We start from the raw sequence: 15,456 nt of genomic DNA, 5'->3' as shown, positions 1-15,456 counted from the left end.
TGCCTGGAAATTCCGTCGCTTCCGACGATTCCGGCAACCGATTCTGCTTCCTAAACTGGCCGCAGACAAACTGAATTCCCCTGCATCCGGTGGCCTTGCGCACCCGGGCGGCGCCCTGCCCATGACCGACGACGTTTTCATCTACGACCACGTGCGCACGCCGCGCGGCAAGGGCCGCGCCGACGGTGCGCTGCACCCGATCACGCCGGTGCAGCTGGCCACGCAGGTGCTGCAGGCGCTGCGCGAACGCCATGCGCTGGACCCCGCGCAGATCGAGGACGTGGGCCTGGGCGTGGTGATGCCGGTGGGCGAGCAGGGCGCCGACATCGCGCGCGTCGCGCTGCTGTCGGCCGGCTACGGCGACAGCGTGGTGGGCTTCCAGCTCAACCGCTTCTGCACCTCGGCGCTCGACACGCTGAAGATGGGCTTCGGCCTCGTGGCCTCGGGCCAGGCCGATGCGGTGATCGGCGGCGGCGTGGAGTCGATGTCGCGCGTGACCATTGGCAGCGACGGCGGCGCGGTCTACACCGACCCCGCCGTGGGCCAGCGCTATCCCTACATCCCCAATGGCGTGGCGGCCGACCTCATGGCCATGCTCGACGGCGTGGACCGCGAGGCGGTCGATGCCTACGCCGTCGAAAGCCAGCGCCGCGCCGCCGTGGCACAGGCCGAGGGCCGCTTCGACCGCTCGCTCGTGCCCGTGCGCGACCGGCTCGGTCGCACCGTGCTCGCGAAAGACGAGGCCAACCGCCCCGGCACCACGATGGCCGACCTGGCCAAGCTCAAGCCCGCCTTCGCTGGCGTGGCCGCGCAGGGCTACGAAGCGATCCTGCTGCAGCGCTACCCGCAGCTGTCGCACATCGACGCGATCCACACGGGCGGCAACTCGAGCGGCATCGTCGACGGCGCCTGCGCGGTGCTGCTGGGCAACCGCGACTACGGCACGCGCAACGGCCTCGTGCCGCGCGCGCGCATCGTCGGCAGCGCCTCGTGCGCCGACGAGCCGCTGCTGAGCCTGGGTGGCCCGATGCCGGCCACCGAGCGCCTGCTGGCGCGCTGCGGCCTGGCCATCGGCGACATCGACCTGTTCGAAGTGAACGAGGCCTTCTCGGTGGTGCCGATGCGCTATGCACGCCACTTCGACATCGACCCCGCGCGCATCAACGTGAACGGCGGCGCCATCGCGCTGGGCCACCCGCTGGGCGCGACCGGCGCGATCCTCACGGGCACGCTGCTCGACGAGCTGGAGCGGCGCGACGCGGGCCTGGGCCTGGTCACGCTGTGCGCCGCGGCGGGGCAGTCGACCGCGCTGGTGATCGAGCGCGTCTGAGCAGCACGTCTTCTCTTTCCTTTTTTCCTATGCCTTCCCACATCCGATTCGAGGTCGATGCCGACGGCGTCGCGCTCCTCACCCTCGACGTGCCCGAGCGGCCAATGAACGTGTTCACGCCCGGCTTCACGGCCGAACTGCGCGAGGCCGTGGCGCAGATCGCGCAGCGCGCCGACGTGCGCGGCGCCGTCATCACCTCGGGCAAGGCCAGCGGCTTCATGGCCGGGGCCGACCTGAAGGACCTCGTGGGCTTTCATGCCACGGGCGGCGGCGCAGCCGAGGCCATCGAGGCGATCGCGCCCGGCGGGCGCGCGCTGCGCGAGCTGGAACGCTGCGGCAAGCCCGTGGCGGCGGCCATCAACGGCGTGGCGCTGGGCGGCGGGTTCGAACTCGCGCTGGCCTGCCACCACCGCGTGCTGCTCGACGAAGCGCGCGCGGTGGTCGGGCTGCCCGAGGTCACGGTCGGCCTGCTGCCCGTGGGCGGTGGCACGCAGCGGCTGCCGCGCCTGATCGGCATTGCGCGCGCGCTGCCGCTGCTGCTGTCGGGCCGGCATGTGGCGCCGGCCGAAGCGCTGGCATTGGGCGTGGTCGATGCGCTCGCGCCGGCCGACCAGCTCGTGGCCGTGGCCCGTCGCTGGGTGCTCGACCATCCCGACGCCGGCCAGCAGCCGTGGGACGTGAAAGGCTTCCAGGTGCCGGGCGGCGCGGGCGCACTGGCGCCGCACGCGGGCGCCAGCTTCGGCGCCACGCTGGCGCAGGTGCGGCGCGACACGCACGACCAGCTGCCGGCGCCGCTGGCCATCCTGTCGGCCGTGTACGAAGGCACGCAGCTGCCGATGGACGCGGGCCTGGCGGTCGAGGCGCAGTGCTTCGGCCCTCTGCTGGCCGGCCCGGTGGCGCGCAACCTGATGCGCACGCTGTTCGTGAACCGGGGCGCGGCGCTGCGGCGCAAGGGCGACTTGAGTGCGGTCAACGTTGCGTATGTCGAGCGGCTGCGGCAGCTGTACCGCAGTGAGGGTGCGGCGCTGTTGAGCGAGGGCGTGTCGCCTGCGCTGATCGCGAACGCCGCGCGGCAGGCCGGGCTGGGCGAGAGTCCGCTGGTTGCCGATGCAACACCGGGACAAGCCACTGCATCGCAGCCCGACGCACGCGCCGTCGGCGAGCGCCTGCTGTCGCTGCTCGCGCTCGAAGCGGCGCGTTGCCTCGAAGAAGGCGTGCTGAAGCAGCCGGTCGAGGCCGACCTCGGCGCCGTGCTCGCGCTGGGCTATCCCGACTGGACCGGCGGCACGCTCTCGTACATCGAAACCGTCGGCCTCGCCGCCTTCGTCGCGCGCTGCGATGCACTCGCACAGCGCCACGGCGAGCGCTTCGAGCCCACGGCCGCGTTGCGCCAGCGCGCGCAATCGAACGCGCTGTTCTATCCCGTGGAGCAGGCCGCGTGAGCCCAGGCCGCGCGCAAGCGCTGCAGTCGCTGGTCGCGCAGCTGCAGCTCGAACAGCTCGAGAAGAACCTGTTTCGCGGCACCAGCACCGACATCGGCGCGCCCGCCGTCTTCGGCGGCCAGGTGCTCGGGCAGGCGCTGATGGCCGCGGCCCGCACGGTCGACGGGCATGCGGCGCATTCGCTGCACGGCTACTTCCTGCGCGCGGGCGACAAGGCCGCGCCCATCGTCTACGACGTGGATCGCATCCGCGACGGCGCGAGCTTCACGACGCGGCGCGTGGTCGCCATCCAGCATGGCGAGCCGATCTTCCACATGTCGGCCTCGTTCCATCGGCGCGAGGCGGGCGTGTCGCACCAGTGCGCGATGCCCGAGGCGCCGCCGCCCGAAGACCTCACGCCGCGCGCCGGACCGCGCGTGCGCGTGGAAGGACCGATCGAGTTCCGCTACGTCGATCCGCGCGACCCCGTCACGGCCGGCCCGCGCCCGCCGCACAGCCAGCTCTGGCTGCGCACCGCCGACGCGCTGCCCGACGACCCGCTGCTGCATCAGGCGATGCTGGCCTACGCCTCCGACTACAGCTTCATGGGCGTGGCGATGCAGCCGCACGGCCTGGCGTTCCAGCAACCCGGCGTGCAGGGCGTGAGCCTGGACCACGCGATGTGGTTCCACCGCGATTTCCGCTGCGACGACTGGCTGCTGTACGACGCCGACTCGCCCTCGGCCGAGCATGCGCGGGGCTTCTGCCGCGGCGCGCTGTTCGACCGCGCCGGCCGGCTCGTGGCCTCGGTGGCGCAGGAAGGGCTGATCCGGATGCGCCGATGATCAAGCTCGTCTTCTGCCTGCGGCGCTTGCCGCACCTGGACCGCGCGCAGTTCCAGCACCACTGGCGCAACGTGCACGCACCGCTCGTCGCCGAGCGCGCCGAGGTGCTGGGCCTGCGCCGCTACGTGCAGTCGCACACGCTCGACGATGCGCTGGTGCAGCCGCTGGCCGTGCCGCGCGGCAGCCCCGCGCCTTTCGACGGCGTGGCCGAGCTGTGGTGGGACAGCCTCGAGGCGCGCACCGGCGCGCGGCGCGAAGAAGCCCGCCGCGCAAGCGCCGAGCTGCTCGCGGACGAGCGCCGCTTCATCGACCTGGCCGCCTCGCCGATCTTCTTCACCGACGAATTCGCCGTGGTCGGCGACCCCGCCGCCGAGGCGGTGCGCGACTACCTGCAGGCGCGCGGCCGCCTGTAATCGTCGCTTCGGACGATGCCTGCGCGCAGGGCGCGTCCCTAAACTTTTTCCCACAGGCTGGCGCGTCGCCGGCCGCGAGGAGACCCCCTTTGTTCCAAGGCGAAAGTATCGAAGTCCTGCCGTTGCAGGACGGGCTGGTGGAGCTGCGCTTCGACCGGCGCGGCGAGGCCATCAACAAGCTCGACGCACGCACCGTCGACGAGTTCCGCCAGGCCACCGAACGCATCGCGGCCTCGCCCGATGTGCGCGGCGTGCTCGTGACGAGCGCGAAAGACGTGTTCATCGTCGGCGCCGACATCACCGAGTTCGGTGCCACCTTCCAGCAGGCCGAGGCCGACATCGCGCGCGGCGTGCGCGCCAGCAACGAGCTGTTCAACGCCTTCGAGGACCTGGCCGTGCCCAGCGTGGTCGCCATCAACGGCTTCGCGCTCGGCGGCGGGCTGGAGCTGGCGATGCTCGCGCCGCTGCGCGTGATGGCCGACACGGCGCAGGTCGGCGTGCCCGAGGTGAAGCTGGGCCTGTTCCCCGGCTTCGGCGGCACGGTGCGGCTGTCGCGCCTGGCGGGCCTGGCCACGGCCATCGACTGGGTGGCGAGCGGCAAGCCGGCCAAGGCGCCGGCCGCGCTGGCCGCGGGCGTGACCGACGAGGTCGCCGCGCTCGAGGCCCTGCGCGAGCGCGCGCTCGCGCTGCTGCAGCGTGCGGTGCGCGGCGAGGTCGATTGGCAGGCGGCGCAGCAACGCAAGCGCGCGCCGCTGACGCTGTCGAAGCAGGAGGCCGGTGCGCTGGTCGAGGCCGCGCGCACGCAGGTGGCGGCGCGCAGCGGCAAGCACCAGCCCGCAGCCCTCATTGCGCTCGAAATGATGGCCGAGGCCGCCGGCCGCGACCGCGCCGGCGCGCTCGACCTCGAGTCGGCCGCCTTCGGCCGCGTCGCGAAGACGCAGGCCGCCGCCTCGCTGGTGCAGGCCTTTCTCAACGACCAGGCGCTCAAGAAGCTCTACAAGCGCCACGCGCGCGAAGGCCGTCCGGTGAAGCAGGCGGCCGTGCTCGGCGCCGGCATCATGGGCGGCGGCATCGCCTACACCAGCGCGCTGCGCGGCACGCCGGTGCGCATGAAGGACATCGCGCAGCCGCAGCTCGACCTGGGCATGGCCGAGGCCGGCAAGCAGCTCGCCAAGCAGGTGAAGAACGGCCGGCTCGCGCAGGCCAAGGCCGATGCCATTCAAGCGTCGATCGTGCCGCAGCTCGACGAGGCCGGCTTCGACGCGGTGGACTGCGTGGTCGAGGCCGTGGTCGAGAACCTCGAGGTCAAGCGCAAGGTGCTGGCCGCGCTGGAAGGCAGCGTCAAGCCCGGCACCGTGATCGCCTCGAACACCTCGAGCCTGCGCATCGACGACATCGCCCAGCCGCTCGCGCGGCCCGAGGACTTTGTCGGCATGCACTTCTTCAACCCCGTGCCGGTGATGCAGCTGGTGGAAGTGATCCAGGGCGCGAGGACGCGCGACGCCGCCGTGTCCACCGCCGTGGGCTATGCCGTGGCCATGGGCAAGACGCCCATCGTGGTGAAGGACTGCCCGGGCTTCCTGGTCAACCGCATCCTCACGCCGTACATCAACGCCTTCGTGCAGCTGGTGGCCGATGGCGCCGACTTCGAGGCGGTCGACCGCGCGATGGAAGCCTTCGGCTGGCCCATGGGCCCGGCCTACCTGCAGGACGTGGTGGGCATGGACGTGGGCGCGCACGTGGGCGACGTGATCGCCGCGGGCTACCCGCAACGCATGCCGGCCCTGGAACGCAATGCCGTGAAGCTCATGGTGGCGAACAAGCGCTACGGCCAGAAGAACGGCGCCGGCTTCTACCGCTACGAGAACGACCCCACGGGCCGCCCACGCAAGTCGGCCGCGCCCGAGGCGCATGCGCTGGTCGCCACGCTGCAGCCGCAAGGGCGGCGCGACTTCGCGGACGCGGAGATCGTCGAACGCATGATGCTGCCGATGGTGGTCGAGGCCGCGCACGCGCTCGAAGACGGCGTGGTCGCCACGCCGGCCGAGCTCGACATGGCGCTGCTGCTCGGCGTGGGCTTTCCGGCCTATGCGGGCGGCGCGCTCAAGTACGCCGACTGGCTGGGGCTGGACCGCGTGGTCGCGCTGTGCGACAAACATGCGGCGCTCGGCGCGCCGTATGTGCCCACGGCGCGCATGCGCGAGATGGCGGTGCGCAAGCTGCGCTACTACCCGGTCTGAACGGCAGGCGTTTCGGTTTTCTTTCTTCCTTTCTCTCTCTATCCAAGGACAACAAGAGATGCAACTCGATTCCAGCATTGCCGCCGTCGTCACGGGCGGCGCCTCGGGCCTCGGGGCCGCCACCGCGCGCCGCCTGGCCAGCCATGGCGTGAAGGTCGCGCTGTTCGACCTCAACGTGGAGCAGGGCGAGGCCCTGGCCAAGGAATTGGGCGGTGTGTTCTGCAAGGTCGACGTCACGTCGGAAGAGCAGGTCGACGCGGCCTTCGCCAAGGCGCGCGCCGCGCACGGGCAAGAGCGCGTGCTGGTCAACTGCGCCGGCACCGGCAACGCGGTGAAGACCGCGAGCCGCGACAAGACCTCGGGCGAGATCAAGCACTTTCCGCTCGCCAACTTCGACCGCATCATCCAGATCAACCTCGTGGGCACCTTCCGTTGCATCGCCAAGTCGGCGGCCGGCATGCTCACGCTCGATGCGCTGGAAGACGGCGAGCGCGGCGCCATCGTCAACACCGCCTCGGTCGCCGCGCAGGACGGCCAGATGGGCCAGGCCGCCTATACCGCCTCGAAGGCCGGCGTGGTCGGCATGACGCTGCCCATCGCGCGCGACCTCATGGGCGAGGGCATCCGCGTGAACACCATCCTGCCGGGCATCTTCAACACGCCGCTGCTGCAGGGCGCTCCAGACAACGTGAAGGCCGCGCTGGCCGCCTCGGTGCCGTTTCCCAAGCGCCTGGGCAACCCGGCCGAGTACGCGACGCTGGCCGAGCTGATGATCACCAACGGCTACTTCAACGGCGAGAGCGTGCGGCTGGACGGCGCGATCCGGATGGCGCCGCGCTGACGCCAGTGCGAAGGGCCGTCGTCAGCCCTTCTGCGCCCGCCCGCGCGCCTGCACCGCCTCGCGCCGCGCGCGCAGCACCTCGGGCGTGAGCGACGCGGCCCAGTCGCGCGTGGCGGCCTGCTCCAGCGCCATGCCTTCGGCAAAGCTGCGCGCATGGCCGTCGTCGATCAGGCGCTTGTAGACCGGCAGCATCTCGGGCAGCGCGCTCGCGATGTCGGCGGCCAGCGCCAGCGCCTGGGGCATCAGCTGATCGGGTGTCGTCACGCGGTTGACCAGCCCCCAGCGCTCGGCCTGCTCGGCACCGACGAAGTTGCCGCTGAAGGCCATCTCCTTGGCCCGCGCGATGCCGATGAGCCGCGACAGCCGCTGCGACAGCCCCCAGCCCGGGATCACGCCGATGCGCGCGTGCGTGTCGGCAAAGCGCGCCTCGCTCGACGCGATCAGCAGGTCGCAGGCCAGCGCCACCTCGAGGCCGCCCGTGATGGCCGCGCCGTTCACGGCGCCGATCACCGGGCGCGGAAAGTTCGTGAGCGCGGTGGCCACGTCGGTGCCGGCGTCGCCGGTGATGGCGCCCGGGTCGATCTCGCGCAGGTCCAGGCCGGCGCAGAAGGCGCGGCCCGCGCCGGTGAGGATGAGCACGCGCACGCTGTCGTCCTGCGCGAGCGTGTCGAGCGTGCGCACCAGCGCGCGCCGCAGCGCGAGCGACAGGGCGTTCATGGCCTGCGGGCGGTTCAGCGTGAGGCAGGCGCAGCCGTCCTGCGGACGGGTGAGCAGGAGGATGGTGTCGGCGTCGTTGTCGGTTGCAGGTGTGTTCATGGCGTGTCAGTGTTGGGCGCAGGCCGGGCCGCGGCATCGTCGGAACGGACGAATCCGGCGGGCTTGTCCCGCTCACGACTCGAAACCCGCGCCCGCGTCGGCACCATGCGCCGCATTGTCTTCAATCCGTCCATCCTTGAATTTCACAGAGAAAGAAGGAGCGTCCCCATGGACTTCAGCCTCACCCCGGCCCAGCTCGACCTGCAGGAACGAACGCGCCGCTTCATCGCCGAGGAGGTGATTCCGCTCGAATCCGACCCCCGGCAGGATTCGCACGGCCCCGCCGAGGCGCTGCGCGACGAGCTGGTGGCGCGCGCGCGCCGCGCCGGCCTGCTCACGCCGCATGCGTCGAAGGAACACGGCGGGCTGGGCCTGTCGCATGTCGACAAGGCCATCGTGTTCGAGGAGGCGGGCTACTCGCCGCTCGGCCCGGTGGCGCTCAACATCCACGCGCCCGACGAAGGCAACGTGCACCTGATGGAGGTGGTGGCCACGCCGGCGCAGAAGGCGCGCTGGCTGCAGCCGCTCATCGACGGCCATGTGCGCTCGTGCTTCTGCATGACCGAGCCGCCGCCCGGCGCCGGCTCCGACCCGTCGATGATGCAGACCGTGGCCGTGCGCGACGGCGACCACTACGTGATCACCGGGCGCAAGTGGTTCATCACCGGCGCCACCGGCGCGGGCTTCGCGATCATCATGGCGCGCATGGAAGACGGGTCGTCGACCATGTTCCTGGCCGACATGGACCAGCCCGAAATCGTCATCGAGCGGCAGATCGACGCACTCGACAGCTGCTTCACCGGCGGCCACGGCGTGGTGCGCTTCGACGGCCTGCGCGTGCCGGCCACCGACGTGCTGGGCGCCATCGGCGAGGGCTTTCGCTACGCGCAGGTGCGGCTGGCGCCCGCGCGCCTCACGCACTGCATGCGCTGGCTCGGCGCCGCGCGCCGCGTGCACGAGCTCGCCGCCGACTACGCCCGCCGCCGCCAGGCCTTCGGCCATGCGCTGGTGGAGCACGAGGGCGTGGGCTTCATGCTGGCCGACAACGAGATGGACCTGCACGTCTCGCGCCTGACCATCTGGCATTGCGCCTGGGTGCTCGATCAGGGCGGCAAGGGCCGGCACGAGTCGAGCGTGGCCAAGGTGCTGTGCTCGGAGGCCGAGTGGCGCGTGGTCGACCGCTCGGTGCAGATCCTGGGCGCGAGCGGCGTGTCGGACGAGACCGTGGCTGCGCGCATCTTTCGCGACATGCGGGCCTTCCGGATCTATGACGGCCCGTCGGAGGTGCACCGCTGGAGCATGGCCAAGCGCCTGGCCAAGGCCTGAGAGCGTAGGGGCGCAAGGCGCCGCCGCCCAAAATCGTCGGTTCCGACGACGCTGCGCGGCGGCGCGGCGCCAACAATGCGCTGGACTGCCGAACCGAACCCATCACCGGAGATTTCACATGCCCGAAGCCTATATCGTCGCCGCCGCGCGCACCGCCGGCGGCCGCCGCAACGGCCGCCTTGCCGGATGGCACCCGGCCGACCTGGCCGCCCAGGTGCTCAATGCCCTCGTGGAGCGCACCGACGCCGACCCCGCCCTGATCGAGGACGTCATCATGGGCTGCGTCGGCCAGGCCGGCGAGCAGGCCTCCAACGTGGCGCGCAACGCGGTGCTGGCCTCGCGCCTGCCCGAGTCGGTGCCCGCCACTTCAGTCGACCGCCAGTGCGGCTCGTCGCAGCAGGCGCTGCACTTCGCGGCGCAGGCCGTGATGTCGGGCACGATGGACATCGTCATCGCCGCCGGCGTCGAGAGCATGAGCCGCGTGCCCATGGGCCTGCCCACCACGCTGCCGCTGAAGAACAACCTGGGCTTCTACGTGAGCCCGGGCATGGAGAAGCGCTACCCCGGCGTGCAGTTCAGCCAGTTCACCGGCGCCGAGATGATCGCGCGCAACTACGGCATCGAGAAAGACGCGCTCGACCGCTACGCGCTCGAAAGCCACCACCGCGCCATCGCCGCCACGAAGGCCGGCCACTTCGAGCGCGAGATCGTGCCCGTGGCCGTGCGCATGGCCGACGGCACCGAGACCGGCGAGCTGCACACCACCGACGAAGGCATCCGCTACGACGCCACGCTGGAGAGCATCGCCGGCGTCAAGCTCATCGCCGAAGGCGGGCGCTGCACGGCGGCCACCGCCAGCCAGATCTGCGACGGCGCCAGCGGCCTCATGGTCGTGAACGAGCGCGGCCTGAAGACGCTGGGCGTGAAGCCGCTGGCGCGCATCCACCACATGAGCGTGCTGGGCCACGACCCGGTCATCATGCTCGAGGCCCCGCTGCCCGCCACGCAGCGCGCGCTGCAAAAGGCCGGCATGAAGATCGAGGACATCGACCTGTACGAAGTCAACGAAGCCTTCGCGCCCGTGCCCATCGCCTGGCTCAAGGCGCTGGGTGCCGATCCGGCCCGCATCAACGTGAACGGCGGCGCCATTGCGCTGGGCCACCCGCTGGGCGCCTCGGGAACCAAGCTGATGACCACGCTGGTGAACGCCCTGGGCCAGCGCGGCAAGCGCTACGGCCTGCAGACCATGTGCGAAGGCGGCGGCATGGCGAATGTGACCATCATCGAACGGCTCTGACGAAGCCGGGCGGCCCTTGCGCCGCCAACCTGGCAGCGCCCGCGGGGGCGGCGCTGACCTTTTCCGTTCCCTCAAAAAAAGAGATCGACGCATGATTCATGACACCGATCGCGGAGACAAAGAGAACACCCCCCTGTTGCGCATCGACGCGGTGTCGGTGCGCTTCGGCGGCATCGTGGCGCTCGACGGCGTCTCGTTCGACGTGCGGCGGGGCCAGATCTGCGGCCTCATCGGGCCGAACGGGGCGGGCAAGAGCACGCTGTTCAACTGTCTCTCGCGCCTGTACGAGTGCAGCGCCGGCCGCATCGAGTTCGACGGCCATCCGCTCACGCGCCTGCCGCGCCACCGCATGGCGGGCCTGGGCATCGGGCGCACCTTCCAGAACCTGGCGCTGTTTCGCACGATGACCGTGCGCGACAACGTGCTGGTGGGCTGCCACAGCAAGCACCACGCGGGCTTCCTGCGCAACGCCTTCCGGCTGCCCGGCGTGGCGGCCATCGAGTCGCAGGCACGGGCGCGGGCCGACCAGTTGATCCACTTTCTCGACCTCGAGGCCGTGGCCGAACGCGAAGTGGCCGACCTGCCCTTCGGCACGCAAAAGCGCGTCGAGCTGGCGCGCGCACTGGCGGCCGAGCCGCAGCTGCTGCTGCTCGACGAGCCGGCCTGCGGCCTGAACCACGAAGAACTCGAAAGCCTGGGCACGCTGATCCGCGACATCCGCGACCGCCTGAACGTGACGGTGCTGCTGGTCGAACACCACATGAGCCTCGTGATGGGCGTGTCCGACAAGGTGGTGGCGCTGAACTTCGGCAAGAAGATCGCCGAGGGCACGCCGGCCGAGGTGCGCGCGCACCCCGAGGTGATCCGCGCCTACCTGGGCGAAGAGGCAGAAGCGGAGGCGATGGCATGACGACGAACATTCTCGAAGTGCGCGGCTTGCACGCGGCCTACGGCCCGACGCGCGTGCTGCAAGGCATCGACCTCGACATTCCCACCGGCCAGGTCGTGGCGCTGCTGGGCGCCAACGGCGCCGGCAAGACCACCACGCTGCGCGCGCTGTGCCAGATGATGGTGAGCACCGAGGGCCGCATCATGCTGGCCGGCCAGCGCATCGACGGCCGCTCCACCGAGCAGATCGCCAAGGCCGGCGTGGGTCACGTGCCCGACGGACGCGGCACCTTCCTGGGCCTCACGACCGAAGAGAACCTGCGGTTGGGCGCCTACGCCCGCGCGAGCAGGGACGGCATCGACGCCGACATGGAGCGCGTGTTCGACTACTTCCCGCGCCTGCGCGAGCGCCGTGCCCAGCAGGCCGGCACGCTCTCGGGCGGCGAGCAGCAGATGCTGGCCATCGGCCGCGCGCTCATGGGCAAGCCGCGCCTGCTGCTGCTCGACGAGCCCTCCTTCGGGCTCGCGCCGCTCATCGTGAAAGACATCTTCTCGATCATGCGGCGCATCAACAAGGAAGAGCGCGTGTCGATCCTGCTCGTCGAGCAGAACGCCAAGCTCGCGCTCGACCTGGCCGACTCGGCCTACCTCCTGGAAACCGGCCGCATCGTGCTCTCGGGCACCGCCGCCGACATCCGCCGCAACGACGCCGTGCGCAAAGCGTATCTGGGCGAATAAGGGCCTCACACCGATGAACGCATTCCTGCACCAACTGCTGGCGGGCCTGGCCACCGGCGGCATCTACGCCAGCGTTGCGCTGGCGCTGGTGATGATCTACCAGGCCACGCACCACATCAACTTCGCCCAGGGCGAGATGGCGATGTTCTCGACCTTCATCGCCTGGAGCCTCATGCAGGCCGGCCTGCCGTACTGGGCCGCCTTCGTGGCGACGGTGGCCTTGTCCTTCGTGCTCGCGGCCGTGGTGGAGTTCACCGTCATCCGGCCCATGCACGACAAGCCGGCGCTGTCGGTGGTGGTGGTGTTCATCGGCCTCCTGGTGATCTTCCACAGCCTGGCGGGCTGGCTCTTCGGCTACACCATCAAGCAGTTCCCGAGCCCGTTCCCGTCGGACGCGTGGTTCGGCAGCGCCATGATGTCGGCGCACGAGATGGGCGCCATCGGCGTCACGCTGCTGGTGGTGCTGCTGCTGTTCGCGTTCTTCCGCTTCACGCCGCTGGGCCTGGCGATGCGCGCCGCGGCGCAGAACGCGGCCTCGTCGCGGCTGGTGGGCATCAACGTCGGTCGCATGCTCATGCTGGGCTGGGGCTTGGCCGGCGCCATCGGCGCGGTGGCCGGGATGATGGTCGCGCCCGTGGTCTTTCTCGACCCGCACATGATGACCGGCGTGCTGCTCTACGCCTTTGCCGGCGCGCTCATCGGCGGCATCGACAGCCCCGTGGGCGCGGTGCTCGGCGGCTTCATCGTCGGCGTGCTCGAGAACCTCATCGGCACCTACGTGGTGGGCACCGAACTCAAGCTGTCGGTGGCGCTGGTGCTGATCGTCGGCGTGCTCATCGTCAAGCCTTCCGGCCTCATGGGCCGCAAGTTGGTCACTCGAGTCTGATCGCATGAACTCCCCTCAAGCCTCTTCCTTGCCGACGGCCATGGCACCGCTCGGTGCGTCGGCCAATGCACGCACCGCCAAGCCCTCGCGCTCGCCGCTCCTGTGGGTCGGTCTGCTGATCGTGCTGGCCATCGGCATCACCTTCGTGGCGCGCGGCTACCAGCTGTTCCAGGCGACCATGGTGATCTCGTATGCCATTGCGCTGCTGGGCCTGAACATCCTCACGGGCTACAACGGCCAGATCTCGCTGGGCCACGGCGCCTTCTATGCCATTGGGGCCTACACCACCGGCATCCTCATGGAGCATGCGGGCGTGCCGTACTGGCTCACGGTGCCGGCGGCGGCCGTGGTGTGCCTGATCGTCGGCTACCTGTTCGGGCGGCCCGCGCTCAAGCTCGAAGGGCTGTACCTGGCGCTGGCCACCTTCGCGCTCGGCGTGGCGATGCCGCAGCTGCTCAAGTACAAGCACCTCGAGGCCTGGACCGGCGGCGTGCAGGGCATCGTGCTCATGAAGCCCGCCGCGCCCTTCGGCCTGCCGCTCAACGAAGACCAGTGGCTCTACCTGTTCTCGCTGTTCGTCGCGGTCGTGATGTTCTTCATTGCCCACAACCTGCTGCAAAGCGGCAGCGGCCGGGCCATGCGCGCCATCCGCGACCACGCCATGGCGTCGGAGGCGATGGGCGTGGACAACAGCCACTACAAGGCCATGACCTTCGGCGTGTCGGCCGCGTACACCGGCGTGGGCGGCGCGCTGTCGGCCATTGCGGTGCAGTTCGTGGCGCCCGATTCGTTCACGCTCTTCCTGTCGATCTCGCTGCTGGTGGGCATCGTGGTGGGTGGCGTGGGCACGCTGTACGGCGCGATCTTCGGCGCCATCTTCATCATGTTCGTGCCCTCGCTGGCCGAGAAGGTCTCCAAGGCCGCGCCCTGGGCGGTGTACGGCGTGGTGCTGATCGCCTTCATGTTCGCGATGCCCGGCGGCGTGGTCGGGCTGCTGCGCAAGCTCCAGGCACGCTTCGCCCGTGCACGATGACGCGACGCTGATCGCGAACGCACTGCAGCGGCTGGCCGGACGGCTCGTGCCCGGCGGCCATGCGGTGAAGGCCGTGCGCCGGCTCTCGGGCGGCGCCAGCCAGCAGACCTGGGCTTTCGATGTGGCGACGACCGGCGCGGGCCCGGCCCGGCCGCTGGTGCTGCGCCGCGCGGCCGATGCCAGCGGCGCGCGCGCCCTGGGCACCGCGGGCCTGGCGGCGGAAGCGCAGCTCATCGAGGCCGCACGCGCAGGCGGCGTGCCCGTGCCCGGCGTGCGCCATGTGCTGCAGCCGGCCGACGGGCTCGGCGAAGGCTTCGTCATGGACCGCATCGAGGGCGAGACCCTGGGCCGCCGCATCGTGCGCGACGAACGCCTGGCCGGTGCGCGCCGCGTGCTCGCGCGCCAGTGCGGTGCCGCCATGGCGCGCATCCACCGCCTGCCCGCGCACCACCTGCCGCCGCTGCGCACGGCCGCCGCGCGCGCGGAGCTCGACTTCCAGATCGGCCTGCACCGCAGCCACGGCACCGCGCGCCCCGTGTTCGAACTCGCGTTCCGCTGGCTGCGCGAAAACGCGCCGGCCGACGTGCCCGCGCCGGTGCTCGTGCACGGCGACTTCCGCAACGGCAACCTGATGGTCGGCGAGGAGGGCCTGCGCGCCGTGCTCGACTGGGAACTCGCGCACGTCGGCGATCCGATGGAAGACCTCGGCTGGATGTGCGTGCGCTCCTGGCGCTTCGGCCACGGCGCGCTGCCCGTGGGCGGCTTCGGCACGCGCGAGCAACTGTTCGAGGGCTACACGGCCGAAGGCGGGCTGGTCGATGCCGATCGTGTGCGCTGGTGGGAAGTGCTGGGCACGCTCAAGTGGGGCATCGTCTGCGAGGCCATGGTGCATGCCTGGCTCAGCGGTCGCGAGCGCGATGTCGAGAAGGCCGCCATCGGCCGCCGCGCCTCGGAGGCCGAGTCGGACCTGTTGGCGCTGCTCGCCCCCGAGGAAGAGGCCGTCTGATGCAGGACCGCCCCGACATCGCCGAACTGCTCGAGGCCGTCGCCGCCTTCCTGCGCGAGCAGGTGGTGCCGGCCACCGAAGGGCAGGTCGCGTTCCACGCGCGCGTGGCCGCGAACACGCTCGACATCGTGCGGCGCGAAGTGCAGCTCGGCCCCGCGGCGCAGGCAAGTGAACTGGCGCGGCTGTACGCACTGCTGGGCCCCGGCGCACCCACCGACCTGGCCGAAGCCAACCGCCTGCTCTGCACCCGCATCGCCACCGGCGAACTCGACGCCGCCACCCCCGGCCTGATCGACCACCTGCGCCAGACCACGCACGACAAGCTCGCCATCGACCAGCCCGGCTATGCCGCCGGCACGAAGAAGAAAGACTGAGC

At 70.9% G+C, this 15,456-nt stretch carries 15 protein-coding genes; 14 read left to right on the top strand and 1 reads right to left on the bottom strand.

What is annotated here, in order from left to right; all coding sequences use genetic code 11:
- Window positions 1-121 precede the first annotated feature (121 nt).
- The 6 genes from AC1RL8_RS25565 (at window position 122) to AC1RL8_RS25540 (ending at window position 7,090) form a co-directional block, all read left to right on the top strand.
- Window positions 122-1,330, top strand: coding sequence for an acetyl-CoA C-acetyltransferase (locus tag AC1RL8_RS25565; RefSeq protein WP_492686473.1), 1,209 nt, complete (start codon window positions 122-124; stop codon window positions 1,328-1,330).
- Window positions 1,331-1,359: 29 nt separating this feature from the next.
- Complete coding sequence (locus tag AC1RL8_RS25560) at window positions 1,360-2,772, top strand: enoyl-CoA hydratase-related protein (RefSeq protein WP_492686474.1); 1,413 nt, start codon at window positions 1,360-1,362, stop codon at window positions 2,770-2,772.
- Window positions 2,769-3,596, top strand: a complete 828-nt coding sequence (locus tag AC1RL8_RS25555; protein WP_492686475.1) for an acyl-CoA thioesterase — start codon at window positions 2,769-2,771, stop codon at window positions 3,594-3,596. The genes AC1RL8_RS25560 and AC1RL8_RS25555 overlap by 4 nt, the downstream gene beginning before the upstream one ends.
- Window positions 3,593-4,009 (top strand): EthD domain-containing protein, encoded by a 417-nt coding sequence (locus tag AC1RL8_RS25550; RefSeq protein ID WP_487850234.1) that lies wholly within the window; start codon window positions 3,593-3,595, stop codon window positions 4,007-4,009. Before AC1RL8_RS25555 ends, AC1RL8_RS25550 begins: the two co-directional genes overlap by 4 nt.
- A gap of 89 nt (window positions 4,010-4,098) precedes the next feature.
- Window positions 4,099-6,249: a fatty acid oxidation complex subunit alpha FadB gene (gene fadB, locus AC1RL8_RS25545; RefSeq protein WP_492686476.1), complete on the top strand. Its 2,151-nt coding sequence runs from the start codon at window positions 4,099-4,101 to the stop codon at window positions 6,247-6,249.
- 58 nt (window positions 6,250-6,307) lie between these two features.
- Window positions 6,308-7,090 (top strand): SDR family NAD(P)-dependent oxidoreductase, encoded by a 783-nt coding sequence (locus AC1RL8_RS25540; protein ID WP_492686477.1) that lies wholly within the window; start codon window positions 6,308-6,310, stop codon window positions 7,088-7,090.
- 21 nt (window positions 7,091-7,111) lie between these two features.
- Here AC1RL8_RS25540 and AC1RL8_RS25535 read toward each other — a convergent pair whose 3' ends face one another.
- Window positions 7,112-7,906 (bottom strand): enoyl-CoA hydratase, encoded by a 795-nt coding sequence (locus tag AC1RL8_RS25535; RefSeq protein ID WP_492686478.1) that lies wholly within the window; start codon window positions 7,904-7,906, stop codon window positions 7,112-7,114.
- 168 nt (window positions 7,907-8,074) lie between these two features.
- Between AC1RL8_RS25535 and AC1RL8_RS25530 the strand changes: the two genes are divergently transcribed.
- From AC1RL8_RS25530 to AC1RL8_RS25495, 8 genes are all read left to right on the top strand, one after another.
- Window positions 8,075-9,232: an acyl-CoA dehydrogenase family protein gene (locus AC1RL8_RS25530; RefSeq protein WP_062478158.1), complete on the top strand. Its 1,158-nt coding sequence runs from the start codon at window positions 8,075-8,077 to the stop codon at window positions 9,230-9,232.
- 118 nt (window positions 9,233-9,350) lie between these two features.
- Window positions 9,351-10,529 carry an acetyl-CoA C-acetyltransferase gene (locus tag AC1RL8_RS25525; RefSeq protein WP_354344688.1) on the top strand — a complete coding sequence of 393 codons (1,179 nt, stop codon included), beginning with the start codon at window positions 9,351-9,353 and terminating at the stop codon, window positions 10,527-10,529.
- A gap of 91 nt (window positions 10,530-10,620) precedes the next feature.
- On the top strand, window positions 10,621-11,439 hold the full coding sequence (locus AC1RL8_RS25520) for an ABC transporter ATP-binding protein (protein ID WP_062478152.1): 819 nt from the start codon (window positions 10,621-10,623) through the stop codon (window positions 11,437-11,439).
- Window positions 11,436-12,155 (top strand): ABC transporter ATP-binding protein, encoded by a 720-nt coding sequence (locus AC1RL8_RS25515; RefSeq protein WP_007834335.1) that lies wholly within the window; start codon window positions 11,436-11,438, stop codon window positions 12,153-12,155. Before AC1RL8_RS25520 ends, AC1RL8_RS25515 begins: the two co-directional genes overlap by 4 nt.
- Before the next feature lie 13 nt (window positions 12,156-12,168).
- Complete coding sequence (locus tag AC1RL8_RS25510; protein ID WP_056577629.1) at window positions 12,169-13,041, top strand: branched-chain amino acid ABC transporter permease; 873 nt, start codon at window positions 12,169-12,171, stop codon at window positions 13,039-13,041.
- A gap of 4 nt (window positions 13,042-13,045) precedes the next feature.
- Window positions 13,046-14,074, top strand: a complete 1,029-nt coding sequence (locus tag AC1RL8_RS25505) for a branched-chain amino acid ABC transporter permease (RefSeq protein WP_070062814.1) — start codon at window positions 13,046-13,048, stop codon at window positions 14,072-14,074.
- Window positions 14,064-15,080, top strand: coding sequence for a phosphotransferase family protein (locus AC1RL8_RS25500; RefSeq protein ID WP_492686479.1), 1,017 nt, complete (start codon window positions 14,064-14,066; stop codon window positions 15,078-15,080). Before AC1RL8_RS25505 ends, AC1RL8_RS25500 begins: the two co-directional genes overlap by 11 nt.
- On the top strand, window positions 15,080-15,454 hold the full coding sequence (locus tag AC1RL8_RS25495; protein WP_492686480.1) for a DUF6285 domain-containing protein: 375 nt from the start codon (window positions 15,080-15,082) through the stop codon (window positions 15,452-15,454). The genes AC1RL8_RS25500 and AC1RL8_RS25495 overlap by 1 nt, the downstream gene beginning before the upstream one ends.
- Window positions 15,455-15,456 lie beyond the last annotated feature (2 nt).

The sequence above is a fragment of the Variovorax sp. GW822-FHT04E09 genome (assembly GCF_058800845.1).
Note: the sequence above shows the minus strand (reverse complement) of the source record. Positions and strands in the feature narration are given on the sequence as shown.

Excerpts from the sequence above, each read along its gene's own strand:
- AC1RL8_RS25565 (WP_492686473.1), top strand. The coding sequence starts at position 122 with ATGACCGACGACGTTTTCATCTACGACCACGTGCGCACGCCGCGCGGC.
- AC1RL8_RS25560 (WP_492686474.1), top strand. The coding sequence starts at position 1,360 with ATGCCTTCCCACATCCGATTCGAGGTCGATGCCGACGGCGTCGCGCTC.
- AC1RL8_RS25550 (WP_487850234.1), top strand. The coding sequence starts at position 3,593 with ATGATCAAGCTCGTCTTCTGCCTGCGGCGCTTGCCGCACCTGGACCGC.
- AC1RL8_RS25540 (WP_492686477.1), top strand. The coding sequence starts at position 6,308 with ATGCAACTCGATTCCAGCATTGCCGCCGTCGTCACGGGCGGCGCCTCG.
- AC1RL8_RS25535 (WP_492686478.1), bottom strand. The coding sequence starts at position 7,906 with ATGAACACACCTGCAACCGACAACGACGCCGACACCATCCTCCTGCTC.
- AC1RL8_RS25530 (WP_062478158.1), top strand. The coding sequence starts at position 8,075 with ATGGACTTCAGCCTCACCCCGGCCCAGCTCGACCTGCAGGAACGAACG.
- AC1RL8_RS25525 (WP_354344688.1), top strand. The coding sequence starts at position 9,351 with ATGCCCGAAGCCTATATCGTCGCCGCCGCGCGCACCGCCGGCGGCCGC.
- AC1RL8_RS25520 (WP_062478152.1), top strand. The coding sequence starts at position 10,621 with ATGATTCATGACACCGATCGCGGAGACAAAGAGAACACCCCCCTGTTG.
- AC1RL8_RS25515 (WP_007834335.1), top strand. The coding sequence starts at position 11,436 with ATGACGACGAACATTCTCGAAGTGCGCGGCTTGCACGCGGCCTACGGC.
- AC1RL8_RS25510 (WP_056577629.1), top strand. The coding sequence starts at position 12,169 with ATGAACGCATTCCTGCACCAACTGCTGGCGGGCCTGGCCACCGGCGGC.
- AC1RL8_RS25505 (WP_070062814.1), top strand. The coding sequence starts at position 13,046 with ATGAACTCCCCTCAAGCCTCTTCCTTGCCGACGGCCATGGCACCGCTC.
- AC1RL8_RS25495 (WP_492686480.1), top strand. The coding sequence starts at position 15,080 with ATGCAGGACCGCCCCGACATCGCCGAACTGCTCGAGGCCGTCGCCGCC.